28 protein-coding genes and 1 pseudogene are annotated in these 23,552 nt (G+C 30.4%); 17 read left to right on the forward strand and 12 right to left on the reverse strand.

What is annotated here, in order from left to right:
* Window positions 1-53: 53 nt before the first annotated feature.
* Entirely contained in the window at window positions 54-797 is a 744-nt protein-coding gene (gene dapF / locus CHAB381_RS02360; RefSeq protein WP_012108365.1) for a diaminopimelate epimerase, read from the reverse strand.
* Window positions 798-965: 168 nt separating this feature from the next.
* Between dapF and rpmI the strand changes: the two genes are divergently transcribed.
* The 3 genes and pseudogenes from rpmI to CHAB381_RS09190 form a co-directional block, all read left to right on the forward strand.
* Window positions 966-1,157, forward strand: a complete 192-nt coding sequence (gene rpmI, locus CHAB381_RS02365) for a 50S ribosomal protein L35 (protein ID WP_012108366.1) — start codon at window positions 966-968, stop codon at window positions 1,155-1,157.
* A 99-nt stretch (window positions 1,158-1,256) separates the two neighbouring features.
* The gene (gene rplT, locus CHAB381_RS02370) at window positions 1,257-1,610 is read left to right on the forward strand and encodes a 50S ribosomal protein L20 (RefSeq protein ID WP_012108367.1); all 354 of its coding nucleotides are present in this window, start codon (window positions 1,257-1,259) and stop codon (window positions 1,608-1,610) included.
* A gap of 336 nt (window positions 1,611-1,946) precedes the next feature.
* A pseudogene (locus CHAB381_RS09190) lies at window positions 1,947-2,164 on the forward strand (hypothetical protein); the annotation flags it as partial.
* A 648-nt stretch (window positions 2,165-2,812) separates the two neighbouring features.
* Here the strand turns inward: CHAB381_RS09190 and CHAB381_RS02375 are convergent.
* The 5 genes from CHAB381_RS02375 to prfB all read right to left on the reverse strand — a co-directional run bounded on the left by CHAB381_RS02375 (window position 2,813) and on the right by prfB (window position 5,887).
* A complete protein-coding gene (locus tag CHAB381_RS02375) occupies window positions 2,813-3,067 on the reverse strand; it encodes a hypothetical protein (RefSeq protein ID WP_012108369.1) in 255 nt (84 codons plus the stop codon).
* Window positions 3,057-3,650 (reverse strand): hypothetical protein, encoded by a 594-nt coding sequence (locus tag CHAB381_RS02380; RefSeq protein WP_012108370.1) that lies wholly within the window; start codon window positions 3,648-3,650, stop codon window positions 3,057-3,059. The genes CHAB381_RS02375 and CHAB381_RS02380 overlap by 11 nt, the downstream gene beginning before the upstream one ends.
* A 343-nt stretch (window positions 3,651-3,993) precedes the next feature.
* A complete protein-coding gene (locus CHAB381_RS08405; RefSeq protein WP_012108371.1) occupies window positions 3,994-4,446 on the reverse strand; it encodes an SEL1-like repeat protein in 453 nt (150 codons plus the stop codon).
* A 9-nt stretch (window positions 4,447-4,455) separates the two neighbouring features.
* Window positions 4,456-4,779 (reverse strand): hypothetical protein, encoded by a 324-nt coding sequence (locus CHAB381_RS02390; RefSeq protein WP_012108372.1) that lies wholly within the window; start codon window positions 4,777-4,779, stop codon window positions 4,456-4,458.
* Window positions 4,780-4,792: 13 nt separating this feature from the next.
* A complete protein-coding gene (gene prfB, locus CHAB381_RS02395) occupies window positions 4,793-5,887 on the reverse strand; it encodes a peptide chain release factor 2 (RefSeq protein ID WP_012108373.1) in 1,095 nt (364 codons plus the stop codon).
* Window positions 5,888-5,996: 109 nt separating this feature from the next.
* Between prfB and panC the strand changes: the two genes are divergently transcribed.
* The 3 genes from panC to tilS are packed head-to-tail and all read left to right on the forward strand — an operon-like array spanning window position 5,997 to window position 9,097.
* Window positions 5,997-6,818 carry a pantoate--beta-alanine ligase gene (gene panC, locus CHAB381_RS02400; RefSeq protein WP_012108374.1) on the forward strand — a complete coding sequence of 274 codons (822 nt, stop codon included), beginning with the start codon at window positions 5,997-5,999 and terminating at the stop codon, window positions 6,816-6,818.
* A 1-nt stretch (window position 6,819) separates the two neighbouring features.
* Window positions 6,820-8,121, forward strand: coding sequence for a 30S ribosomal protein S12 methylthiotransferase RimO (gene rimO, locus CHAB381_RS02405; RefSeq protein WP_012108375.1), 1,302 nt, complete (start codon window positions 6,820-6,822; stop codon window positions 8,119-8,121).
* On the forward strand, window positions 8,102-9,097 hold the full coding sequence (gene tilS / locus CHAB381_RS02410) for a tRNA lysidine(34) synthetase TilS (RefSeq protein ID WP_012108376.1): 996 nt from the start codon (window positions 8,102-8,104) through the stop codon (window positions 9,095-9,097). The genes rimO and tilS overlap by 20 nt, the downstream gene beginning before the upstream one ends.
* Here the strand turns inward: tilS and CHAB381_RS02415 are convergent.
* From CHAB381_RS02415 to CHAB381_RS02430, 4 genes are read right to left on the reverse strand one after another with little or no spacing between them, the layout of a single operon-like run.
* Window positions 9,077-9,820: a hypothetical protein gene (locus tag CHAB381_RS02415; RefSeq protein WP_012108377.1), complete on the reverse strand. Its 744-nt coding sequence runs from the start codon at window positions 9,818-9,820 to the stop codon at window positions 9,077-9,079. The genes tilS and CHAB381_RS02415 overlap by 21 nt on opposite strands.
* A gap of 56 nt (window positions 9,821-9,876) precedes the next feature.
* Window positions 9,877-10,515, reverse strand: coding sequence for a lysophospholipid acyltransferase family protein (locus tag CHAB381_RS02420; RefSeq protein WP_012108378.1), 639 nt, complete (start codon window positions 10,513-10,515; stop codon window positions 9,877-9,879).
* Window positions 10,496-11,749 (reverse strand): tRNA (N6-isopentenyl adenosine(37)-C2)-methylthiotransferase MiaB, encoded by a 1,254-nt coding sequence (gene miaB, locus CHAB381_RS02425; protein ID WP_049752824.1) that lies wholly within the window; start codon window positions 11,747-11,749, stop codon window positions 10,496-10,498. The genes CHAB381_RS02420 and miaB overlap by 20 nt, the downstream gene beginning before the upstream one ends.
* Window positions 11,750-11,781: 32 nt before the next feature.
* Window positions 11,782-12,024, reverse strand: coding sequence for an HP0268 family nuclease (locus CHAB381_RS02430; protein WP_012108382.1), 243 nt, complete (start codon window positions 12,022-12,024; stop codon window positions 11,782-11,784).
* A gap of 161 nt (window positions 12,025-12,185) precedes the next feature.
* On the opposite strand from CHAB381_RS02430, the gene nusA reads away from it, so the two are divergent.
* The 6 genes from nusA to CHAB381_RS02460 all read left to right on the forward strand — a co-directional run bounded on the left by nusA (window position 12,186) and on the right by CHAB381_RS02460 (window position 17,662).
* Window positions 12,186-13,286 (forward strand): transcription termination factor NusA, encoded by a 1,101-nt coding sequence (gene nusA / locus CHAB381_RS02435; RefSeq protein ID WP_012108383.1) that lies wholly within the window; start codon window positions 12,186-12,188, stop codon window positions 13,284-13,286.
* A gap of 254 nt (window positions 13,287-13,540) precedes the next feature.
* The gene (locus CHAB381_RS02440; RefSeq protein ID WP_012108384.1) at window positions 13,541-14,635 is read left to right on the forward strand and encodes a nitrous oxide reductase accessory protein NosL; all 1,095 of its coding nucleotides are present in this window, start codon (window positions 13,541-13,543) and stop codon (window positions 14,633-14,635) included.
* Complete coding sequence (locus CHAB381_RS02445) at window positions 14,628-14,903, forward strand: hypothetical protein (RefSeq protein WP_012108385.1); 276 nt, start codon at window positions 14,628-14,630, stop codon at window positions 14,901-14,903. Before CHAB381_RS02440 ends, CHAB381_RS02445 begins: the two co-directional genes overlap by 8 nt.
* Window positions 14,896-16,062, forward strand: coding sequence for an ABC transporter permease (locus CHAB381_RS02450; protein WP_012108386.1), 1,167 nt, complete (start codon window positions 14,896-14,898; stop codon window positions 16,060-16,062). The genes CHAB381_RS02445 and CHAB381_RS02450 overlap by 8 nt, the downstream gene beginning before the upstream one ends.
* Window positions 16,059-16,706: an ABC transporter ATP-binding protein gene (locus CHAB381_RS02455; RefSeq protein ID WP_012108387.1), complete on the forward strand. Its 648-nt coding sequence runs from the start codon at window positions 16,059-16,061 to the stop codon at window positions 16,704-16,706. Before CHAB381_RS02450 ends, CHAB381_RS02455 begins: the two co-directional genes overlap by 4 nt.
* Window positions 16,703-17,662, forward strand: a complete 960-nt coding sequence (locus CHAB381_RS02460) for a hypothetical protein (RefSeq protein WP_012108388.1) — start codon at window positions 16,703-16,705, stop codon at window positions 17,660-17,662. The genes CHAB381_RS02455 and CHAB381_RS02460 overlap by 4 nt, the downstream gene beginning before the upstream one ends.
* Before the next feature lie 61 nt (window positions 17,663-17,723).
* Here CHAB381_RS02460 and CHAB381_RS02465 read toward each other — a convergent pair whose 3' ends face one another.
* Both CHAB381_RS02465 and CHAB381_RS02470 read right to left on the reverse strand, forming a co-directional pair.
* Window positions 17,724-18,452, reverse strand: coding sequence for a class I SAM-dependent methyltransferase (locus CHAB381_RS02465; protein ID WP_012108389.1), 729 nt, complete (start codon window positions 18,450-18,452; stop codon window positions 17,724-17,726).
* Window positions 18,436-18,789, reverse strand: a complete 354-nt coding sequence (locus CHAB381_RS02470) for a Fur family transcriptional regulator (RefSeq protein WP_012108390.1) — start codon at window positions 18,787-18,789, stop codon at window positions 18,436-18,438. The genes CHAB381_RS02465 and CHAB381_RS02470 overlap by 17 nt, the downstream gene beginning before the upstream one ends.
* Window positions 18,790-19,114: 325 nt before the next feature.
* Between CHAB381_RS02470 and CHAB381_RS02475 the strand changes: the two genes are divergently transcribed.
* The 5 genes from CHAB381_RS02475 to CHAB381_RS02495 all read left to right on the forward strand — a co-directional run bounded on the left by CHAB381_RS02475 (window position 19,115) and on the right by CHAB381_RS02495 (window position 23,265).
* A complete protein-coding gene (locus tag CHAB381_RS02475) occupies window positions 19,115-20,014 on the forward strand; it encodes a metal ABC transporter solute-binding protein, Zn/Mn family (protein ID WP_012108391.1) in 900 nt (299 codons plus the stop codon).
* Window positions 20,015-20,058: 44 nt separating this feature from the next.
* A complete protein-coding gene (locus tag CHAB381_RS02480) occupies window positions 20,059-20,880 on the forward strand; it encodes a metal ABC transporter ATP-binding protein (RefSeq protein WP_012108392.1) in 822 nt (273 codons plus the stop codon).
* Window positions 20,873-21,667 (forward strand): metal ABC transporter permease, encoded by a 795-nt coding sequence (locus tag CHAB381_RS02485; RefSeq protein ID WP_012108393.1) that lies wholly within the window; start codon window positions 20,873-20,875, stop codon window positions 21,665-21,667. Before CHAB381_RS02480 ends, CHAB381_RS02485 begins: the two co-directional genes overlap by 8 nt.
* 230 nt (window positions 21,668-21,897) lie before the next feature.
* Window positions 21,898-22,395, forward strand: a complete 498-nt coding sequence (bcp, locus tag CHAB381_RS02490) for a thioredoxin-dependent thiol peroxidase (RefSeq protein ID WP_012108394.1) — start codon at window positions 21,898-21,900, stop codon at window positions 22,393-22,395.
* Between the two features lie 57 nt (window positions 22,396-22,452).
* On the forward strand, window positions 22,453-23,265 hold the full coding sequence (locus tag CHAB381_RS02495; protein WP_012108395.1) for a transporter substrate-binding domain-containing protein: 813 nt from the start codon (window positions 22,453-22,455) through the stop codon (window positions 23,263-23,265).
* The last annotated feature ends 287 nt before the right edge of the window (window positions 23,266-23,552 follow it).

A 23,552-nucleotide genomic window follows, 5' to 3' on the forward strand; every position in this document is an offset into this window, starting at 1 on the left:
GAATTTTAAAACAAAATATTTTTAAATACCCTTCCCAAATTTTACAAACCGTTTTATATCTCATTCTCATCATAAAACAAAGCATCAAAACTATGAGACACAGCTCCTTTAAAAAAGACTTTATCATCGTTCTTTCTTAAATATAAAATTTCACCGCTTTTTGGCATTACTTTTACAACGTTTTGTAGATTAAAATTTATAACTCCTGTTATAAAGCATGCAGCCATTCCTGTTCCGCAAGCCAATGTCTCATCTTCCACTCCGCGTTCATAAGTTCTAACTCTTAAAATTTCATCTTTAAAGCTTGCAAAATTTACATTTGCATTATATTTTTTACGTAAATTTCTTGCAACTTCTATATTAAAATCATTCAGATCTTTTACAAAAGTAACCAAGTGAGGAACACCGGTATCGTAAAAACTCCATAAAAAACCGTTTTCACTGAAATTTTCAGCTTTTTTAACAGGTTTTGTCAATTCACTTTCAACTATTGCCAGATGTTTATTTATTTCGCAAATTTCAGCATTTATAATACCGGCACCGGTTAAAAATTTCATATTTTTATTTGCTATTTTATTTTCATAAGCAAAAAGCGCAGCTGCTCTTGAACCGTTTCCGCACATATCAGCTTTGCTTCCATCTGAATTATAAAAATCCCATGCAAAATCTATTTTGTCATTATTTAAATCTAAAATCAGACTTGATATTTTGTTTGAAATTTCAGATTTATTTTTAATGATTACTATTAAACCATCCGCTCCGATTCCTTTATGATGGTTGCAAATTTTGCGAGCCAAATTTGAATAATTGTGAAAGGAGTCGCTTTATAATTTAAAAAAAAGGTTTAATAAAAATCTATTTTTATTAATTAAATTTTAAGTGTTATTAAAAGAAATAGAATTAATTCAAAAAATTTAAAGCAAACTTATAGTATAATCATAGCTTACTTTAAAAAAAGGATTAGTATGCCAAAGATGAAGACTGTTCGTGGTGCGGCTAAGCGTTTTAAAGTAGGCAAAAATAAAATCAAAAGAGGTTCGGCATTTCGTAGCCATATTTTGACAAAAATGAGCCAAACACGCAAAAGAGATCTAAGAGGTCCGCAATTTGTTGATAAGACAAATGTTGCCGCAGTCAAAAAAATGCTTTGTAAATAATTTACAAAGAAGTTGAGCAAAAAAAGCTCCAAACTCCCCTAAATTCACTGAATTTTAAGGGCAAGTCCTGAAAATCAGGCGCCATAAGAAAGGAAAAAAATGGCAAGAGTAAAAACAGGCGTAGTAAGACGTAGACGCCATAAAAAGGTTCTAAAATTAGCGCGAGGTTTTTTTAGCGCACGTCGTAAACATTTTAGAAAAGCAAAAGAGCAAGTAGAAAGAAGTTTAGTATATTCTTATAGAGATAGACGCAATAAAAAACGCGATTTCAGACGACTTTGGATTGTTAGAATCAATGCGGCTTGCAGATTAAACGACATCAGCTATTCAAAATTTATAAATGCTCTTAAAAAAGCAAATATTGAGCTTGACAGAAAAGTTCTAGCAGATCTTGCTATGAATGATGCAGCGGCATTCAGTGCAATTGTAGCACAAGCTAAAAAAGTAATGTAAAACTTTTCTCGTGCGTTTTTTTTGCACGAGAAATTTTAATTCTATAATCTATTATTTGTTTTTTTTAAATTTTATCAGTTCTCTCATTGCCAAAAAATATTTATAAAATTTAATTCATCTTAACAATGTATTTAATTAAAAATAAAATAACTTAAAAAATGACGCCGTATAAATACAAAATTTATCAATTAATTTAAATTTATAAACTTGCGTGTATTGAAAATTTTTAATGATTAAAAAAACTTTTTTAAAAATGGAATAAATATTAAAAATTTTGATACAAAAAGACAAATTTTATAATGGAATTAAATGTACTTCATCATTTTTGTGAATGAAACCCAAAGAATTTTTTGTAATAATTTAGCTAAAATGCCGGATATAAATTAGATTTAAATTTAATAGACAAAAATAGTATGATTGAAGCATCTTATGAAGCTTCTAATTTAAAACCGGAAAAACTAGAAAATCTAATTTTAAAAAGTCTACAAAATTTTAAAGAGAATTTAGAATTATCTTTTTGCCGGTACATTAAAAAGAGTTATAGAAAGCATTAAAGAATTAACAAACGATTAAACAATAATACAATAAATACTAACAAATAAATAATAAAATACAAAATTAAAAAAGAATAAAATAATAAATAATTGAAATGAATTTTGATAAAGATCGGGAATACAAAGTTAATGGTTATGAGTTGTATAATTTAAGATATATGGTAATCATTGGTGCTTCGCTAACTTATTTAATGCAAGACAAAGACTTTGTCGATGAAAATCGATGAAATTTTGATTTAGATAATTTTTTACAATTTATCAAAAAATTTGGTAAGAATATTCAAAAAAATTTACGAAGAGTGTGAAAAATTACACTTAACACAAGATATAAAATAATTAAAAAAATATAATTTACAATGGTAATTTAATATTATAAATTTAGAAAAATTAGCTCAATTTAGTAAAAGTGATTTGGATATTGCTGCAAAAAACAATGTAAAAATCTCAAAAGATTATCGTAGTCAAACTAAAATTTTAATATGCGATCAATTTGAGAACCGGTAAACAAATTGGTTTAAAGCATATAGAATAAAAAACTTAACATACCTATGTATGTTAAAAACATTATAGAAGTATGAGTGAATTATTGTTATGAAATCATAAATTAAATTTAGATATTTATACATTTTAATTTGCAGTATAAAAATTTTAAATGATAATTTCACCCGCAAAAAAGCAAATTAAATGTATATAATCTCCAATTTTTGGCTCATTTTCTTCATTCCAGTTTTCTTTTATAATTAAAATTTCGAACTCGTAATACTCGTCAATTTCACGCATACAATCAATCCTGCAAATGTAAGCTTTTTTGTTACAAAAATTAAGCTTTATTTTTCTAATAGCACTTATTTTTCCACTTACTTCGTATTCATCAATATCTCCACCACTATCATCAAGTGGCAAAAAACGAACTCATTTTGTCAGTATGCAAAGTAGTTATTTCTCCGACATCTTTTTTAAAAACTTCAGCTATTTCTTCTGTAATTTTAATTTTTACTTTTTCATCTTTTAAAAAATCTGCTCTATAAGCAACACCGTAAATTCTAGCTTTAAATTTACTATTTGGTATATAAAATTTTCTATTTTCTAAAAAATTATTGTCATAAAATGTAACTTCATTTATATTTAAACCAAAGTAAATTTGTGCTTCCGTTCCACCTTCCCAGATGTTTACTTCATAAATTTCGCCTTCATAAGTTAGTCCGATATCTTTAAAAAACGGAACAAGTGATGAAACTTTGGTAGTTGTATTTTTTTTAATCAGTCTTATACATAATCCACAATTTACATCAAAATCCGGATAAATCAGTTCTGCTGATTCTTTGTAAAAATTTGAAATTTTACTTTGATTTTTAAATTTCTGTTTGATTTTTGAGCCGTTTATAAAATTAGCTAAACTTTCAGGATTCTTTTCAAAATCAACTCCAACAACTTTAAGTCTTGAACCTAAAAAGTGATCTCTTTTACTAAGTTTTAAAAAATCCATAGCAATTCCTTTTTATCAATTTTTCAAGTTTTATATTATTGGATACTATACATTTTTAAATTATATTTAAAGTTATATTAAGATCTACTTGTATCATAGCTTCAAGCTGGAAACAGGTTTTATAAAAACAGTTTTATAAAAATTTCTTTTTACATTCAAAACTTAGATGCTTGACTATTATTTTACTACTTATTATTTAGCTTTAAAATAACTATAACTTATTTTTTTATTTTGCCATTAAATAATAATATACCAAATTTTTATAATATTTATGAATTTATATTCCACATTAAATGTGCAAATCTTAATATAAATTTTAGGGCCAGAAGACCCTAAAATTTATTTACCAAGTGTATCCTAGTCTTTTTGCGTCTTTGCAGCTTGGTTTGTATCCGTGAAAGCAAGCTTTTTGATGTATGTCGCCTGCATTATCAAGATTTTTTTCTACTCCTTCGCCTTTTTCAAACATAAAAGCCATTTTTACACAACTTGGAATATCAATTGCTTGGCAAGCTATATTATAAGCGACAATCGCGCTTGTAAAATCGCCTTTGCTATACATTTGATCTGCAAAATTTTTGCACATTTGTATATTTCCGGCTCTGCATGCGTCGCTAATAATCGGAGTGCCTTTGACTTGAACCGGTTGAACTTCGTGGTAATCTTTTATTCCGGCATTGTTATTTGCGTTTCCTGCGCCTGAGCTGCTGTTCATTGGAGTGACGCTGTTTTTTGCACCGGTTTGGCAACCGGCTAACGCCAAAGCCGCGATTAAAATAAAAGCGAATTTTTTCATTTTTATTCCTTACATTCTGCCTGTAATATAATAAGTTTCCTTATTTTCAACTTTTTTAATTTTTAGTTGAAATTTTTCAGACCAACTGAAAATGAGATCTAAAACAGCTTTTTTTTGCATTTTTCCTGTTGCGTCATATTTGATTTTAAAAAAATCATGTGTATTTGACATAGCAACATATGCATTATAAATTTTAAGTTTGTCATTTAAAGTGATAATTCTGTCAAGCTCATTATCTTCAAAATCACACTTTGACAAAATGCCTCTAAGTTGCTTTAAAGTAGCGTCATTCGCGCTATAACCAAGTGAAATTAAAATTCCTTCTTCACTCATATTTTCTCCTTTATTAAGATTGATTGTTGATTAATACATCTTCCAATATTTTTTTTATATCGCCGTCTAATATTGCTTCCGCTTGTGAATAAGCTATATTTGAACGTAAATCTTTTACTTGCTGATATGGAAAAAGCACGTAATTTCTAATTTGATAACCCCACGCTATATCGCTTTTTGGCGTTTTGTTTGATTCTTCCTGCTTTTTAAGTTTTTCAAGCTCATAAAGACGGGATTTAAGCACTTTCATAGCGCTTGCCTTGTTTTTGTGCTGATCGCGATCGTTTTGACATTGTACTACGATATTTGTCGGTATATGCGTTATTCTTACGGCGCTTTCCGTTTTATTTACGTGTTGGCCGCCTGCGCCGCTTGAGCGATAATAATCTATTCTTAGATCTTTTTCATCTATATTTATTTGTATATCGTCATCTAGTTCAGGGCTTACAACTACACTTGCAAAACTTGTATGGCGTCTTCCTGCACTATCAAAAGGGCTTATTCTTACAAGTCTATGAATTCCGCTTTCCACTTTTAAATATCCGTAAGCATTTTCGCCTTTTACTATGAAATTCACATCTTTGATTCCTGCTTCATCGCCTTCTTGAAAATCTAAAATTTCTATTTTGTATCCTACCCGCTCACAAAATCTAACATACATTCTATAAAGCATTCCTGCCCAATCTTCACCTTCCGTTCCGCCTGCTCCGGGATGAATATTTATAATAGCATTTTTATCGTCATTTTCGCCGCTAAGCATCATTGAAAGCTCTAAATTCGCAATATTTTCACTTAATTTTGCAGATTCTCTAAAAAGTTCGTTTATCGTTTCGCCGTCGTTTTCACTTACGGCTAATTCGTAAAATTCCTTCGCATCGTTTAATTCGTTTTGTGCTTTTTTAAATTTTGCTAAGATATTTGAAATTTTTGTTTTTTCTCGTCCTATTTGAGCCGCTTTTTTTGCATCAACCCAAAGTGCAGGATCTTGCTCTGTTTTTTCTATTTCAGCTAAACGCGTCATTAAAATTTTAGGCTTAATAATTGCTTCTACATTTGAAATTTTGTTTTTTAACTCTTTTAAAAGTTCGCTGTATTCGTAATTATCCAAATTTTACCTTTTTTTATTTTGAATTATAGCATTTTATTCTTATAAAGATTTTTAAATTTATAATTTGCTATAATCTCAAGTCAAAAAATATAAAAAATGGACAAGAAAAATGGAAATTTTAAGAACAACAGATGAATTGCGAAAATTTCGCGCCGCAGTTTCACAAAAAGTAGGTTTTGTGCCGACGATGGGCGCACTTCATGCAGGACATATCAGCCTTATAAAAAGATGTAAAGATGAAAATGAAATAACAATAGTTTCGACATTTGTAAATCCTACACAATTTTTAGCCGGAGAAGATTTGGATAAATATCCAAAAAATGAAGCTGCGGATATTAAAATTTGCGAAAATTTAGAAGTAGATGCTATTTTTATTCCAAAAGCGGATGAATTTTATGAAGATGATGAACCGAAAATTTCGGCTCCGAAAAGTTTATCTGCTATTTTAGAAGGAGCTACGCGCCCTGGACATTTTGATGGTGTTTTGCAAGTATTGAACAAGCTTTTTAATTTAACAAAACCAAAAAATGTATATATGGGAAAAAAAGATGCGCAACAACTTACAATTGTGCGAAATATGGTACAAAATTTTTTCATGGATATAAATGTAAATGCGTGTGAAATCGTGCGTGAAAATGATGGCTTAGCGCTTAGCAGCAGAAATATTTATCTTGATGAAGAGCAAAAAATGCTTGCATTAAAATTATCAAGATCCTTATTGAAAGCTAAAAATTTGGTAGATGCAAGCGAAACCGATATAAATGTAATAAAAACGGCTATGCTTAAAATTTTGGAGCCTTTAAAAGTTGATTATATCGCTTTTGTAGATAGAAATTTTAAAGAAATTTCTAAAATAGAGGTAGGAAATTCTATTATTTTGGTGGCCGCATACGTCGATAAAACGCGTTTAATTGACAATATTTGGTTGTAATATGCCAAAAGTTTTTTTGCAATCTTTAGGGTGTAATAAAAATTTAGTCGATAGCGAGATTATGCTTGGAGCATTGCGTGATTTTGAAGTTACGGATATTCCAAAAGAAGCTGACGTGCTTATTGTAAATACTTGCGGATTCATAAACAGTGCAAAGCAAGAGAGTATAAGAGCGATTTTAGAACTTTGCGAAATTAGAAAAAAAGGTTCTATTTTAGCAGTTACCGGTTGTCTTATGCAGCGCTATAAAGATGAACTTATAAAAGAACTTCCTGATGTTGATATTTTTAGCGGTGTCGGCGATTTCGGTGAAATCGATAAGATGATTGCTGGAAAACTCAGCAAATTTTCAGATGAAACTTTTTTACAAAAAAATGAAAATCGCGTAATTACAGGAACAAATTTTCACGCTTATATTAAAATTTCAGAAGGTTGCAATCAAAAATGTAGTTTTTGCGCAATTCCAAGTTTCAAAGGTCGCCTTAAAAGTCGTGATATACAAAATATAGTTTCGGAAGTTGAAATGCTTGTTGAGCGCGGATATTATGATTTCAGTTTTATAGCGCAGGATACCAGCAGTTTTGGAAGGGATATAGGGCTTAAAAACGGACTTATTTCGCTTATTAAAGAGATAGAAAAAATAAATGGCGTTAAAATTGCCAGAATTTTATATCTTTATCCGACTACTACAAATAAAGAGCTGTTGCAGGTAATTATCGACTCGCCTGTTTTTGTAAATTATTTTGATATGCCAATTCAGCATATCAACGATGAAATGCTTAAAATTATGAAGCGAGGAAACGGTAAAGCTGAAATTTTGGAACTTTTACAAACTATGAGAGCAGCTAAAAATTCATTTTTAAGAACCGGTATAATAGTGGGGCATCCAGGAGAAAGCGAAGAATATTTTGATGAGCTTTGCAGGTTTTTGCAGGAGTTCAAGTTTGACAGAATTTCCGTTTTTGCTTACAGTAAAGAAGAAGATACGGCAAGTTTCGAAATGAAGCAGATACCGCAAAATATAATAAAAAAAAGACTTAATAAAATAGCAAAAATAGCTGACCGTGCTATCGATGAGAGTTTCCGCGCATTAATAGGTACCGAGCAAATGGCTGAAATTTGCGGATTTAGCAGTGAAGGCGAGTTTTTTTACGGCGCAAAGCTTGCAATTTGGGATTTTGAAATAGACGGCGAAATTTTAATAAATGAAAGTGAATTGGAAAATGTTGAAGTCGGCGGACTTTATAAAATTAAAATTACTGATTTTGTAGGTGGAAAACTGCTTGCTAAAATCATCTCTTAAAATTGAGCCTGAAATTTTAGAAATTTTGCGCTTTAAGCGCGCTATTTTGGCGTTTTCACATGGAAGTGACAGCACTGCTTTATTTCATACTTTACTTGATTTAAATTTAAAATTCGACGTTGCTTTTGTAAATTATAAAACGCGCGAAAACAGCGATTTGGAGATGGTTTGTGCGCGTGAACTTTGCGAAAAAAATAATTTAAAATTTCATTGTCTTATTTCGCCTTTAAAATTTAATTTAAACGGAAATTTTGAAAACGAAGCGCGAAAAATAAGATGGAGTTTTTTTGAAAAACTTTGCGTGCAAAACGGCTACAATGTCGTCATTACGGCTCATCAGTTAAATGATAAGTTCGAGTGGTTTTTAATGCAGCTTAGTAAAGGCTCAGGGCTTGTAAATCTTCTGTCACCTGAAATGGTTGAAAAACGCGAAAATTTTACTGTTTTAAGGCCGCTTTTAAATACCGGTAAAGATGAAATTTTAAATTTTTTACGTATTAACAATCTGAAATTTTTTAATGATATTTCGAATCAAAATTTAAAATTTAAAAGAAATTTTATAAGAGCTGAGTTCAGTGATAAATTTGTAAGTAAATATGCTGAGAATTTAGCCAAAAGTTTTACGTTTTTGCAAAAAGATAAAGAGATTCTTTTGGGCGAATTTGAGTTTTCCAACAATGAATTTTTTATAATTAAAAACTTGCCGAACGCTATGAATTTAATCGATAAAGCTTGTAAAATTTCAGGAATTTTACTTTCTCAAAATCAAAGAAAAGAGATTGAAAAAAGGCAAAATTGTGTTGTTTCAGGAAAAATTTGTATTTGCAAAACTAAAACACAAATTTTTATTTCGCCTTATAAAAAGCAAGAAAAATTGGATAAAAAATTTAAAGAATTATGCAGAGTAAAAAAAATTCCGACACTTATTCGCGGATATATATACGAAAATAGGCTTTTAATACGTTTCTTTGATTGAAATTTTATTTGTGTATTCGCAAATATTTACAAAATGAATTTCCGTTTTTATAAAAATTTGTGTGAAAATCACATATCCAAGTTCGTGATTTAGTTCATCGTCGCTGTAAATTGCAATATTTTCGATAAAATCACTATCATTTGTTTTATAAAATTTATCTATCTCATCTTTTAAAATTTGCAAAAATTCACGGTCGCTATCTATGCAGTTTTCGTCAAATAACACTAAATCCGTAAAAAAGACCTCATTTTTATTTGCTATTAAAAATAAAATTTTATTTTTTGCTTTTAATGCGTAAAGTGAGTTTGTGCTGAAATTTTGATTTTTATATAAAAAATATAAAATTTTAAATAAACTCGTATGAAAATCGAACTTAATGCCGCATTTTTCATCAAGCGCGTCAGCAAATTTTTTATCAAAAGCACAGGTAAAATTTTTATCTATATTTTGGAAAATGAAATTCTCATCGCTTGCTAAGCCGCTTTGCATAAATACTTGTTGATCTTTGTCATCAATAACAACGGATGAAGTCAGATTTTTTTCGTTTAAAATTCCAAGGTTTATAATTTCGTTTTTTAAGTCTTTGTCGTTTTCATATGTTATTTTTTTGAATTTTTCATCTATGATAGCGCGGTCCGCACCTATTTTTCTATAATAAACTTCGCAATAATTTTTATTTATAAATGCCGTAAAAAATGCTTTTTTACTTTTAAAAAATCCCATTATTTTTTCCTTAATCAAAACTATATAATTTTATCAAAATTATTATTATGCTAAATTTAAAATCGTTTATCATTTTCGCCGGCTTTTAAAAGTTCGTTTTTTATTTTTTCGTTTGCGTCTTTTATATCCATATTTGCGACGCTAAAAGGTTTTGAAATGCTGAAGTTTATTTTGGAAAACGGTTTTGGCAAAATCATTTTATCCCAACTTTTAAATTTCCAAAACGAGCTTGCTTCATAATTTATAGCTACTATTTGCGTATTTTTTTTCTGCGCAATAATGGCTGCTCCGTCTGCGACGCTTTGAAAAGGACCTCTTGGGCCATCAGGCGTAATAACTATATTTACGCCATTATCAAGTTCACGAAATGCCGAAATTAAAGCGCGCGCGGCATTTTTTGAACTGCTTCCGCGAATTGCGCCGATACCGAAATGTGAAATTACGCGAGTTATAATTTCGCCGTCTTTGTGATCTGAAATCATAACTTTTGCAGGTCTTTGTTTCCAACATTGCTTATAAATAAGACTCATCATAGCAAGTCTTCCATGCCAAAATACAACTATAACCGGCTTTTTCGGAATTTCATCGAATGAAAATTTTTTTTTGCAGGTAAGTGAAATAATGAAAATCGTTAGATAAATAAGATTTTCGATTATAAAAATTTTAACGCGTTTGCTAAGCGGTAATTTTTCCATAAAGCACCATTCTAGAGGCTTTTTCTATACGAACAGGTAAAATTTTGCCAAGTAAATCTTCACTTCCTTTTACGCTGACTAAAAAATTTGAAAAACTGCGTCCTGCGACTTCGCCGTTTGCGCGAAGCTCTTCGAAATAAACATCGAAAATTTTGCCGACTTGATTTTTCATTATTTCATCTAAAATTTCATTATGACGGGATTGTAAAATTTCAAGTCTTTTTGAAGCGATTTCATTGTCAATCAAAGGCAAATTTTCAGCCGCAGTTAAAGGACGCGGTGAAAATTTAAAAGAAAAAATCTGCTCGAATTTAACTTCGTTTAAAACTTCCATCGTATCTTTAAAATCATCTTCACTTTCCGTAGGATAAGCTACGATTATATCAGTGCTGATTGACACTTCGGGGCACATTTTTCTTAAACGCAGAGCTCTGTTTAAAAACCATTCTTTGTCGTATCCTCGTCTCATATCTCTTAAAACTTTTGTAGAACCGCTTTGTAAAGGCATATGCATTGATTTGCAAATTTTTGGATTTGATGTGAAAATATCAAGAAATTTATCATCCATATGAAGCGGATGCGGACTTGTAAAACGAATCCTTTCCACCCCTTTTATTTCACTGATTTTTACAAGTAAATCGCTGAAATCCATTTTTTCATGTCGGCTGCTAAAAAATTTTCCGTAATTATTTACGTTTTGACCAAGTAAAAATATCTCTTTTGCTCCGTTTTGCACGGCTTTACTTGCTTCATTTAAAATAATTTCAGCAGGAATCGATATCTCTTTTCCGCGAGTTTGCGGAACTATACAGTAGCTGCATTTTTTATCGCAGCCGATCATTATATTTACAAACGCTTTATAAGGCGAGCCGCGAAATTCTCCAAATGCGAATTCGCTTTCATCGTAATTTATATCCGTGCTGATAAATTTCGGAGTTTTTACGGCTTCGCTGATTTTTGATACGTTTCTTGCTCCAAGCACAAAATCAACAAAAGGCGCTTTGTTGAAAATTTCTTCACCCAAATGTGAAGCTGTGCAACCGCAAACTCCGATTTTGCTTCCATTTTTTCTTACTTTATTGAAAGCGCCGATTTCACTGAAAAGCTTATGTACCGGTTTTTCACGAACGGAACATGTATTTATCAAAATAAGATCGGCTTTTGAAATATCATCCGTAAGTTTATATTCATCTTTCAGTTCGGCTACGATATGTTCGCTGTCTCGAACATTCATCGCACATCCAAGCGTTTGTAAATACAACAATTTCAAAGTATATGAACCTCATACATATATTCGTTTTCCCCAAGTCCTATTTTTACGGTTCTATGATATACGCTATATCCTTTTTTTTCAAAAGCTTCAATTAATAAAATAAGGTCTTTGTGAGAATTTTCTCTATCAAAATAAAAAAAATTTTGTCCGTTTTTTTTCACTTCTTCTTCCAGTTTTTCCAAAGAAATTTCAGCCGGTTTAGCGTTAATTTCAGTTCTTGCAAGTTTTAAATTCATCTAGCGTCCTTTAAAATTTTTTAAATTTAATATTTTAACCGAAATTCTTTAAAAATTCGTTTAAATTTTAAAGAATTTTCAAGCTACTTTTGCTAGAATTCAAAATCTTACAAATTTGAAAAATCCAATAAAAAATTTTGTAATCATTAAGGAAAAAATATATGGAAAAAATCACGGACATTATAGAATCTATCGCAAATGAAAAAGGGCTTGAAGAAGCTGAAGTCAGCGAAAAAGTGAAAATAGCGTTTATCCAAACCGCAAAAAAAATTTTTGGCGAAGACTTTGTATATGAAAGTCAAATAGATCCTGTCAGTAAAAAAATAAAACTTTTTCAAAAAGTATCTGTTGTGGCAAATGATTTTGTGTTAAAAGACGGCTTGAACGAGCAAAATTTTATAACTTTGGATAAAGCCAAAAAGATCGATCCTACAATAGAAATAGGCGATGAAATAAGCTATGATATAAACTTGGAAAAAATCGGTCGTACAGCTTCGCAAATTCTTTTTAATGAATTAAATTATCATATACAAAGGCTACTTGAAGAAAAAATTTTGAAACATTACAATGAAAAAATCGGTGAATTGGTGCACGGAAGCGTCACAGGAGTCGATAGAGAACAAACAACTTATGTAGAAGTGGATGATATAAAAGCTTATTTGCCGATGAAAAACCGCATAAAAGATGAAAAATTTGAAGTCGGAGATATAATAAATGCGGTAATTCGCCATGTTTTTATCGATAAAAATCAAGGAATAAAAATCGAGCTTTCAAGAACCAGTCCGAAATTTTTGGAAGCTTTGCTTAAAGCGGAAGTTCCGGAGATAAAAGACGGAAGCGTAATATTAAAAGCCTGCGCCAGAATTCCTGGAAAAAGAGCTAAAATAGCTCTTAGCGCAATTAGTCCTAATATAGATCCTGTCGGCGCCACCGTAGGAACAAAAGGCGTAAGAATAAATGCTGTAAGCGCTGAATTGAAAAAAGAAAATATTGATGTAATCGAATGGAGTAATCAGCCTGAAATTTTAGTAGCGCGTGCGATGAGTCCGGCAATCGCAAATTCTGTAAAAATATCGGAAGATAAGGCGATAGTTTATATAAATCCGGCGCAAAAAAGTAAAGCTATAGGAAAAAGCGGCCTAAATATTCGTTTGGCAAGTATGCTTACAGGTTTACAAATCGAGCTTGTAGAAACCGGCGAGAGCAAAAAAACAAACGAAGAGGCTATGCAAGATTTAAAAAATCTTTTTGGCGATTTGTAATATTTATCGTTTTATCAAAATTTTAAAAACGTAAAATCTTAAATAAGCCGTCAAATTAGGCTTATTTAAGCAATTTTTATTTGAATTTTAAATTCTTTTCCGCTGTTTATTAAAAAAATATCATTTAAAATTTTTATTTTCAAAACAATGTGAAATTACGCGGAAAAATATTGCAAAAATTACTATTTAAAAAAATACATTATTTATTTTATTTCGTTAAAATCTCGAAAATTTTTTTTACAAAAGGATTAAAAATGAAATTTTTCTTAAAAATTTTATTTGTTTTGTCTTTATTTTTCGGTGTCAGTTTAGCTGATGAGGTAAAATTTAACAAAATGAGTGAAAACCCCGAATTTTTACAAACCGGCGAAGGCAAAGAATTTTGCCCTATTTGTGGAATGAGTATAAAACACAATTACAAAACATCTCACGCTTCTGTTCACAAAGACGGCACAAAGACGCAATATTGCTCAATTAGATGCTTGGTAGCCGATAACGATGCTATTTTAGATGAAGTAAAGGTTACGGATGCAAAAAGCGAAAAAATTATAGATGCAAACAAAGCATTTTATGTAGTTGGAAGCAAAGTAAAAGGAACCATGTCGAAAGTCAGCAAATTCGCATTTGAAAATGAAAATGATGCAAAAGATTTTATAAAAAATTTTGGCGGAGAGATAAAAACTTTTAAAGAAGCCGTTCAAATTGCAAAAAATTCATTGGCAGCTGAGAATGTTGAACGTTCAAAGATGCTTAAGAAAAAAATGTATCCTAAAGACAAAAAAATCTACGAAAATAAATGTCAAAAAATCGATGTGGAAAAATTCTCAAAAATCAATGAATTGAAAGCTGAAGTTTTAAAATCCTGCAAAGATATCGAACCGAAAAAAGCTCAAGCCGTAACAAGATATCTATGGGACGAAGTAAAATCAAAATCGGCTAAAATAAAAATAGATGAAAAAGATCGTTGCGCGGTTTGTGCGATGTTTGTGTATAAATATCCTAATTTTATAGCTAAAATTTCTTATGAAAACGGCGAATATAAAGCATTCGACGGCGTAAAAGATATGATGAAATTTATTTTGGAGCCTGAGAAATACGGCAAAAAATCGGAAAAAATAGCAAAAATCGAAGTCAGTGACTACTATTCTCAAGGCTCAATCAACGGAAAAACCGCATTTTATGTCATCGGTAGCGATGTTTTCGGTCCTATGGGAAATGAGTTGATTGCATTTGCCGATGAAAGTGAAGCAAAAGCTTTTAAAAGTGATCACAAAGCAAGTAAAATTTTAAAATTTGATGATATAGATAAAGCCGTTATTTGCGAGCTTGACGGATTTAAATGTGAGTAAAAAATTTGCTGTTTTTTTTACTTTAATCTGTGCGGTTTTACTTGCTGAAATTTTATATTTACAAAAAACTAATGAAAATTTCGACAAAAGTGCTGTAAAATCGCACTTTGTAGCACTTACAGGTATGAATTTTTTTGCGTTTTTTGATGGAATTTCAAGATTTCCGTTTGAAGCGGAGATAAATGAAATTTTTGCTTTTTATCCTGGATTTAAAGAGCGTCAAATAGGTTCATTTACACAAAGCGGACAATACAAAATTTATGAATAATATATTTGATTATGCTTTAAAATCCGTATTTCGTTTCGGTTTTAAAAATTTAGCAATCGGCATTATTTTTGCGATTTTAGTTTTTTTAATCAGTTCGTCGATTTTGATTTGTTCATCTTTAAAAAGCGAATATAGCACAATCAGCAAAGATTTACCTGAAATTTTGGTGCAAAAATATTATGGCGGCAGAGCACATTTTATTTCACAGGACGAAATAGATGAATTTTATAAAATTCCAGGAATTTCAGGCGTTTTGCCGCGAGTTACGGGCCAATATCATTTCGAGCGTGAAAAGCTTTATCTTACGATATTCGGAATTGAAAGTTTTGAAGAATATTTTGATAAGAACATAACTCGGATAGCTCAAAATTTAAGTGATTTTAAGCCGAATTTCATGATCAGTTCGCAAAATGTATATGATGCACTGAGGGCGCAAATCTCAACTTACGGTGCACTTCCTTTTTTTGCGCCTGATGACGAGCTTATTTCACTTGTGCCAAGCGGAGTTTATAAAAGCGGCGCGGAACTTATAGATAACGATGTGATTATCACGGAAATTTCCAATGCACGTAAAATTTTAGGTATAAAAGACGACGAATTCAGCGATGTAACGCTTAAAATTTCAAATCCTCTTGAAGTGGATTTTATAGCTCAAAAAATTAGGCTTAAATATCCTAAATTTCGTGTAATTACAAAATATGAAATGGTTAAACAATTTAATCTTCTCTACGATTTTAAAAATGGAATTTTTTTAATTCTTTTAATTATTTCATTATTTAGCTTCTGTGTTATTCTGTATGATAAATTAAGCGGAATTAGAAGCGAAGAAAGGCGCGAAATAGGGATTTTAAAAGCTCTTGGCTGGGAAATTTCGGATATAATCAAATCAAAACTTTTTGAGAGTTTGATTATAAGCTTTACTGCATTTTTGATCGGTTTGGCATTGGCTATTTTTTATGTTTTTTTCTTAAAAGCGCCGATTATTTCAAATGTTTTTGCAGGATATTCGGCTTTAAAAATTAATTTCGATCTGCCTTTTGTATTTGATTTCGCCGACTTTTTTATGCTGTTTTTATTAAGCGTGCCATTTTATGTGGGAGTTAGCATAATACCTGCGTGGAAAATCGCAACACTTGACGCAGGAGAAATTTTAAAATGATAGAGCTTAAAAATGTTACGAAAATTTTTAATGAAAATAAGCCGAATGAATTTATCGCGGTTAAAGATATAAGTTTTAGCGTAAAAAAAGGCGAAATTTTTATATTAAACGGTGTAAGTGGAAGTGGCAAAACAACAGTTTTATCGATGATTGCAGGACTTTATAAACCAAGCGCCGGAGAAATTATCGTAAAAAATGAGAGCATAAATAAGCTCAGTTTAAAATTTATGAGCCTTTTTAGACGCGAAAATATCGGCTTTATATTTCAAAATTTTAATCTCATTCCGACACTGAGCGTATTTGAAAATATTATTTTGCCGGCTCTTCCTTGCAAAATTTTGCCTTTACAAAGAGCTGATGAACTTTTGGACGAGTTTAATTTAAAAAATAAAAAAAATGAACTTGCTAAAAATTTAAGTGGTGGTGAAATGCAAAGAGTTGCGATTATAAGAGCGCTTATAAATGATGCGGATATTATTTTGGCGGACGAACCGACGGCAAATTTGGACGCTTTTTTGAGTCAAAAATTTGTAGAAATTTTAAAATTTCTACAAAATAAAGGCAAAACAATTGTAATTTCAACGCACGATCCGTTTTTGATTGAAAATTCTTGCGTAAATAGCGTATTCAGGCTTACAAAATGATTTTTAAATCGCCTTTTATTTTGAGTTTTTTTATCGTTGAAATTTTTATTTTTATGTTCGCATTTTTAGCGCTGTTTTTTGCCGTAAAAATTGCTTTGAAATTTGATCCGGATTCGCTTACGCAGGCTCAATACAAGCTTGCAAATCAGTCGTATCTGGTTTCAACCGTAGTTTATTTTATATTTTTAATTAAAATTCCACTTTTTTTATTTTTTATTTTTTGTGCGGATGAAATCGCGCCTTTAATTCCAGGAGCTATGTGCGCTGTAGGGGTATTTGATGCGACAAATTACGGAAGCGCGATGTTAGCTGTAAAAATTTTAAATTTATTTTTTCTATGCAGTTTTTTATATATAAATTTTTTGGATTTTAAAGATAAAAACAGCAGTTTTACAAAGCTTAAATTTTTGCTTTTTATCGTTATTTTCGCGCTTTTCGCGCTTGAACTTATTTTAGAAATTTTGCATTTTAAAGGAATAAGCTTTAATCAGACAGTTAGTTGTTGCAGCGAAGTTTTTAGAGAAAATTATATCGGGCATACGCCGATTTATTATAAAAATGGCTTTATTTTGAGTGCTTTTTACGTTTCTTTTTTGATTTTGATCGTTTCTATTTATTTAAGATTGCGCTATATTTTCGGATTTTTCAGTTTTGTGTTTTTTTTCGCCTGCATTTATGCTCTGATCAGATTTTTTTCGCCTTATATTTATGAGCTGCCGCTTCACAAATGCCCGTTTTGTATGCTTTCTGGTGAGTATCACTATATAGGATATTTTATTTATATTCTGCTTTTTTGTGGAGCTTTGCCGGGATTTATTGCTGTAATTTCCAAAGTGTTAAAACAAAAAATAGATGATTTTTGGTTTAAAATTTCATTGATTTGCAATGTTTTACTAGTAGCTTTTTTATCGTATTTTCCGCTAGTTTATCGCTTAAAACACAGTGTTTGGTTGTAGATTATAAATTAAAGCATATTTTTAAAATACTTTGCAAAATTTAAAAAACTTATAAAATATTTTAATAGACGATAACTTTTATGCAGGTTTCGATTTTATCTTCAATTTCTCCATATTCATCAGCTAAGGTTTGTAAAGTTTTTGAAATTTCATTTTCATTTATTTTGATTTCATTTATTTTTAAATGCCATGAAACATTTTCAAAAGCCGCTTGTAATGATCTTTTGCGTGTAAATGTTTCTTTAAAAATTTCACTTTTAAAATTTATATTTTTCTTATCTAAAAATTCTGTAAATTTTTGAGTTGTTTTATACGGATTGCGCTTTTGTGGATTTATAAAATTAGCCAGCAAACTTGATTTTCGCGGATTTTGCCAATTTATATAAATGTGATTGTCTGCTAAATCGCAAAATTTTTCAAAATCATCTTCATTTTGCAAAGCAGGGCTCATACTTAAAAATGCTATATCAAAATGCTGTTTGAAATTCAGCTTTGAAAACTCACCTAAAATTGTGTTGACATTTGAAATTTTAAATTTTTTTGCCGAATTTTTTAAAATTTCAAGCATATCTTTCGAAATATCACAAGCCGTTACAAATTTACAGAATTTAGCGAAATAAAGTGAATAAAGTCCGGTTCCTGCGCCAATATCTATTAAAATTTTATCATTAAAATCGCAACCAAAATGAGATAAAATTTCAATCGCATTTTTTTGAATTTCATTTAAATCACCGTTAAATTTAGGATAATTTTTGCTTTTTTCGTCCCAAATTTCACTTGCTGCACTCATCACAAATTCCTTTTACAATTACGCTTTTTACGTGTTTTTGTGTGATTTCTGGCATTGAGATTTCTTCCATTTTGTGACAGTTTTCACATACAAAATAGGCTTTTGCGTGTTCGGCAAGTTCATAAAAACTTTTGCGATTATTTTCGCTTGAAATAATTAACCCCTTTTCGCTGAAAAGTTCTATGTTTCTGTAAATTGTAGTTTTATTGGCTCCTGTTTTTGCTACAAGCTCATCATAACTGACAGGATTTTTTGCGTGTTGTAAAATTTCTATCATCTGAGCGCGGAGTGTGGTAAAAGTGATATTGTGTTCGTTCAAAAATTCTTTCGAGTTCATAAAATTTCCTTATTTTTAAATAGTTTTTTATCCAAAAATCGGCTTATTTTACCAAAAAACAGATGAAAAAATTATATGTGATATTTAGTGTCGATATTTTTTTATAAAATCATATTTTTTGAAATTTCGCAAAATTACTGTTTTAAAATAGTTGCGATATAAAAATTAAGAGTATTTAAAACTTGATTTAGCATTAAAATATGGATATTTTAAGATTATTTGTTAAAAAATTAAGTTGAATTCATACATTTTTATTATTTTAATTAAGTTGCAACTAAGTTGCATTTGCTATAATTCCGCTTCAAAATTTTAAAAAAGGATAAAAATGAAAAAAATTTTAGTTTTTTTGGCTTTTAGCGGTTTGCTTTTTGCAAAACCAATTGTTACGACGACTATTTTGCCTACAAAATTTTTTATTGAGCAGATAGCTGGCGATGAAATTTCGGTAAATACAATGATAGAAAAAGGTGCCGATCCACATACTTATGAGCCGAAACCGTCTCAAATGAAAAATCTTGAAAAAAGTGAGCTTTATTTTTCCGTCGGAGTCGAATTTGATGAAATTTGGTTGCCGAAAATAGCTGAAAATTTTCCTGATTTAAAAATCATAAAAACCGATGATAAAATAGAAAAAATCGCAATGTCCGAGCATCATCATGACGAACATGTGAATGAAGAAAATTTCCATGACGAAAATGCAGTTAAACACCACTGCGAAACAAACGAAAAACACCATCACCACGGACTTGATCCGCACATTTGGCTTGATCCTGTTTTAGTTAAAACTCAAGTTGAAACGATTAAGTTCGCTTTAATTAATAAATTTCCTGATAAAAAGGAAATTTTTGAAAAAAATGCAAATGAATTTTTAAAAAAACTTGATGAGTTTGATAAATTCGCCGCTGCAAAATTAGGCGCATTAAAAAATAGAAATTTTATCGTATATCATCCAAGCTGGGGATATTTCGCTAAAAGATACTCTCTTAATCAAATCGCAATTGAAATAGAGGGAAAAGAGCCAAAACCTGCCGAGCTTGAGGAATTGATTGAAGAGGCAAAAGAGGAAAATGTTCGCGTGATTTTTGTAGCGCCACAATTTTCAAAAAATTCGGCTAAATCAATCGCAAAAGCTACAAATGCGGCGGTGATTGAAATTGATCAATTACCTGAAAACTGGCTTAGTGAGATGAAAAAAACGGTAGAAATTTTTGCCGAAAATTTATAAAATTTTGTTAGAATGACAAAATTTAATGTAAAAAAGGTAAAATTTTGAGCGATATCGAGATAAAAAATCTGAGTTTTAGTTACGATAAATGTGAAATTTTAAAAAATATAAATTTAAACTATGATTGCAGTGATTTTTTGTGTATTTTCGGACCTAACGGCGGCGGAAAAAGCACACTTTTTAAATTGATTTTAGGACTTTTAAAGCCCCAAAGCGGGGAGATTAAAGTATTTGGTGACAAAGCAAATCAAAAATCAAAAAAAATAGCCTATGTTCCTCAAAATATAAAAATCGCTCAAAATTTTCCGATAAGTGCGCAAGATGTCGTGCTTATGGGATTTTTGGGTCGAAAAATTTTTGGTTTTTACTCTCAAGGCGAAAAAAAATCAGCTATGAAATTTTTAGAACTTGTCGGAATGGATAAGTTTGCAAAACATCGTATTTGCGACCTTTCCGGCGGTCAAAGACAGCGTGTTTATATAGCAAGAGCGCTAGCTGCAAATGCGCGCATACTTTTACTTGATGAACCTACTGCAAGTATTGACACGGTGGGACAAATTGAAATTTACACATTACTTAAAGAATTAAACAAAAAAATCGGTATCATAATGATAAGCCACGATGTAAATCTTGCACTGAATTATGCTTCAAAAGCCGCTTATATCACAAATAAAACACTTTTTATGCACGATATTTCAAATATACAAAAAGATGAGTTTTTATCGCATATAAAAAATTCTCATCACCATTTCTGTGATATCGAGCTTGCTCTTAAAGAGTGCAGTTGCGGACAGGATTTGAGTAATAAAAGCGGTTTAAAAAAACATAAAATTTTAAATTTTGTAGGATTTCGTAAAAATGTCTGAAATTTTATCTTTAAATTTTATGCAAAATGCTTTTTTGGGTGGAATTTTAGTCAGCATAATTTGCGGCGTTGTCGGCTCATTAATCGTAATAAATAAAATGTCATTTATAGCAGGAGGCGTGGCGCATGGCGCTTATGGCGGCATTGGAATTGCCTTTTTTCTTGGAATTTCGCCGATTTTCGGTGCAAGTGTTTTTGCATTTTTTTTAGCATTAGTGATAGCTTTTATAAGTGAGCGGAATTTGGAACGATTCGATTCTGCGATAGGTGCTATTTGGGCGTTTGGAATGGCTATAGGAATTATTTTCATAGACATTACTCCAGGGTATAGTTCCGGCTTAATGGGCTATCTTTTTGGCTCGATTCTAGCTATAAATGAAGAAATACTTGCATTTATCGGCATTTGTGCCTTGATTTTTACACTTTTAATCATACTTTTTTATAGACAGTTTCTAGCGATTAGTTTTGATGCTGAGTTTGCAGGTTTGCGCGGCGTAAATGCAAGGGCATTTTATTATCTGCTCGTAATTATGATGGCTTTTAGCGTCGTAGCTTGCATACAGGTTGTCGGATTGATTTTAGTCATCGCGCTCATTACAATTCCGCCTTTTATAGCTGAAAAATTTTCCAAAAAATTAAGCGTAATGATGATTTTAGCGACTTTTATTTCTGCTTTTTTCTGCATTAGCGGACTTTTGTTAAGTTATTATTTTAATTTAACAAGCGGCGCAATTATTATACTTATAGCATCTATTTGCTTTTTTATTTCCGTTTTAATTAAAAAATAAATTTTAAATATTAATTAAAATTACTTCACGGTATTTTATAATATAAAGATTTCTAACAAATTTAATAAATTTTATTGTTTATTTATTTTTATATATTATAATTTAACGAAATTTTGAGTTATTAATAAAAAATATTGTTCCGTATTTTATTTTTTTGTAAAATATGTCTTATAAAAGTATAATGAGAGATATTTTTTAAAACAATAATTTTATATTTTAAGGAGAGATAAGTGGGTGAAATTTTAGAAGCTGACAAAGAACGAAAAATTACACTTAATGTTGACGATGAAGCGCCTTTATTTTGCTTGAAGAATGGCGAAGATGACGATGTTTGCCTAAAAGATTTTATCGGTAAAAAGGTAGTATTGTATTTTTATCCGAAAGATAATACTCCAGGCTGCACCATAGAAGCTTGTGAGTTTAGTGCAAATTTTGATGAGTTTATCGCACAAAATGCCGTAATAATCGGTGTAAGTCCCGATTCTGTAAAAAGTCATGCAAATTTCGCTGCAAAACAAAGTTTAAAACATATTTTGTTAAGTGATTCGGATCACGAAGTGTCTAAACTTTACGGCGTCTGGCAAGTTAAGAAAAATTACGGTAGAGAGTATCTCGGGGTTGTCCGCTCAACTTTTGTTATAGATGAAAACGGAAAAATCTGTAAAATTTATAAAAATGTAAGAGCAAAGGACCATGCTGCAAAAGTTTTAGCTGATTTAGCTAAGTAAATAAATTCAAATATTTTTAAATTGTTTTTTAAATTAAAATATATCAAAGGATAAAAAATGAAAAAAATTTTAGTTTTTTTAATGTTTATGTTAGGCTTTTTGAGTGCAAACTCATTAAATGAAATCAAATCAAGCAAAATATTGAGAGTAGGCGTATTTGAAGCGCAACCGCCATTTTCGCAAATAAAAGAAAACGGTGAGTTTGAAGGATTTGAAGTTGATCTTGCAAAGGAAATTGCAAAGAAGATTTTTGGCGGAAATAGCGGAACTATCGAATTTAAACCTGTTTTAGCAAGTGATAGGTTAAAGGTTCTTCAAAATAACGAAATAGATTTTTTAATTGCTACGTTTACTATCACAGATGAAAGATCGAAAGTGATAGATTTTTCAAATCCTTATTTTGCTGTAAATATCGGTGTAGTAACACGTAAAGATGATGGCATAAAAACATTTGCTGATTTAAAAGGAAAAACTATAATAGCAGAACACGGAACAACAGGTGAAGTATATTTTAGAAATCAAGGTTTTAATATACTTGGCTGCGATGGTGCCGCAAATTGCTATAAAATGCTTAAAAATACGCCAGATGCTGCCGGTTATGCAAGTGACAATACAATTGTATTAACTTATGCCGTGATAGATAAAAGCCTCGAGGTAAATATAAATAGTTTGGGTGCCAGTGATTTTCTTGGTATCGGTGTGCAAAAAGGAAATAAAGAACTTTTGAATATTATAAATGACGAACTTATACAACTAAGCAAAGAAGGTTATTTTAAAAAACTTTTCGACAATCAGATTAACACATTTTATCATGGCTTGGCAGACAAAAAATACTTTTTGTTAGATGATATCTATAAATTTTTCTTATAAAAATTGATATGCTTACCTTGCTTTTAAGGTAAGCATAAAGAAACTCATAACTTAAAATAAAGCATTAAACAGATTTGGAATTTTAATGCAAGATAATCAGCTTTAAAATTTAAAAAAATAAATATATCAAATTGTTAAAATTATTTTGTCAAAGAATTATTTTAAACAATTTAGCCGTTTTAGATAAAGGCGTAAAATTTTTTTGAAATATTATTGCGAAATCAGATTTAATTAAAAAAATGCAATAAAGATTTACATAAAATTCTATCAAAAAAAAGCGACCTGAG

It is taken from the genome of Campylobacter hominis ATCC BAA-381 (assembly GCF_000017585.1).
GTDB classification, from domain to species: Bacteria; Campylobacterota; Campylobacteria; order Campylobacterales; family Campylobacteraceae; genus Campylobacter_B; species Campylobacter_B hominis.

Excerpts from the sequence above, each read along its gene's own strand:
- CHAB381_RS08405 (WP_012108371.1), bottom strand. The coding sequence starts at position 4,446 with ATGAAAAAATTCGCTTTTATTTTAATCGCGGCTTTGGCGTTAGCCGGT.
- rimO (WP_012108375.1), top strand. The coding sequence starts at position 6,820 with ATGCCAAAAGTTTTTTTGCAATCTTTAGGGTGTAATAAAAATTTAGTC.
- CHAB381_RS02455 (WP_012108387.1), top strand. The coding sequence starts at position 16,059 with ATGATAGAGCTTAAAAATGTTACGAAAATTTTTAATGAAAATAAGCCG.
- CHAB381_RS02465 (WP_012108389.1), bottom strand. The coding sequence starts at position 18,452 with ATGAGTGCAGCAAGTGAAATTTGGGACGAAAAAAGCAAAAATTATCCT.
- miaB (WP_049752824.1), bottom strand. The coding sequence starts at position 11,749 with ATGAATGTTCGAGACAGCGAACATATCGTAGCCGAACTGAAAGATGAA.
- CHAB381_RS02460 (WP_012108388.1), top strand. The coding sequence starts at position 16,703 with ATGATTTTTAAATCGCCTTTTATTTTGAGTTTTTTTATCGTTGAAATT.
- rplT (WP_012108367.1), top strand. The coding sequence starts at position 1,257 with ATGGCAAGAGTAAAAACAGGCGTAGTAAGACGTAGACGCCATAAAAAG.
- CHAB381_RS02415 (WP_012108377.1), bottom strand. The coding sequence starts at position 9,820 with ATGGGATTTTTTAAAAGTAAAAAAGCATTTTTTACGGCATTTATAAAT.
- CHAB381_RS02440 (WP_012108384.1), top strand. The coding sequence starts at position 13,541 with ATGAAATTTTTCTTAAAAATTTTATTTGTTTTGTCTTTATTTTTCGGT.
- panC (WP_012108374.1), top strand. The coding sequence starts at position 5,997 with ATGGAAATTTTAAGAACAACAGATGAATTGCGAAAATTTCGCGCCGCA.
- CHAB381_RS02495 (WP_012108395.1), top strand. The coding sequence starts at position 22,453 with ATGAAAAAAATTTTAGTTTTTTTAATGTTTATGTTAGGCTTTTTGAGT.
- rpmI (WP_012108366.1), top strand. The coding sequence starts at position 966 with ATGCCAAAGATGAAGACTGTTCGTGGTGCGGCTAAGCGTTTTAAAGTA.
- CHAB381_RS02450 (WP_012108386.1), top strand. The coding sequence starts at position 14,896 with ATGAATAATATATTTGATTATGCTTTAAAATCCGTATTTCGTTTCGGT.
- CHAB381_RS02390 (WP_012108372.1), bottom strand. The coding sequence starts at position 4,779 with ATGAGTGAAGAAGGAATTTTAATTTCACTTGGTTATAGCGCGAATGAC.
- CHAB381_RS02420 (WP_012108378.1), bottom strand. The coding sequence starts at position 10,515 with ATGGAAAAATTACCGCTTAGCAAACGCGTTAAAATTTTTATAATCGAA.
- CHAB381_RS02485 (WP_012108393.1), top strand. The coding sequence starts at position 20,873 with ATGTCTGAAATTTTATCTTTAAATTTTATGCAAAATGCTTTTTTGGGT.
- CHAB381_RS02380 (WP_012108370.1), bottom strand. The coding sequence starts at position 3,650 with ATGGATTTTTTAAAACTTAGTAAAAGAGATCACTTTTTAGGTTCAAGA.
- CHAB381_RS02475 (WP_012108391.1), top strand. The coding sequence starts at position 19,115 with ATGAAAAAAATTTTAGTTTTTTTGGCTTTTAGCGGTTTGCTTTTTGCA.
- nusA (WP_012108383.1), top strand. The coding sequence starts at position 12,186 with ATGGAAAAAATCACGGACATTATAGAATCTATCGCAAATGAAAAAGGG.
- CHAB381_RS02470 (WP_012108390.1), bottom strand. The coding sequence starts at position 18,789 with ATGAACTCGAAAGAATTTTTGAACGAACACAATATCACTTTTACCACA.
- CHAB381_RS02430 (WP_012108382.1), bottom strand. The coding sequence starts at position 12,024 with ATGAATTTAAAACTTGCAAGAACTGAAATTAACGCTAAACCGGCTGAA.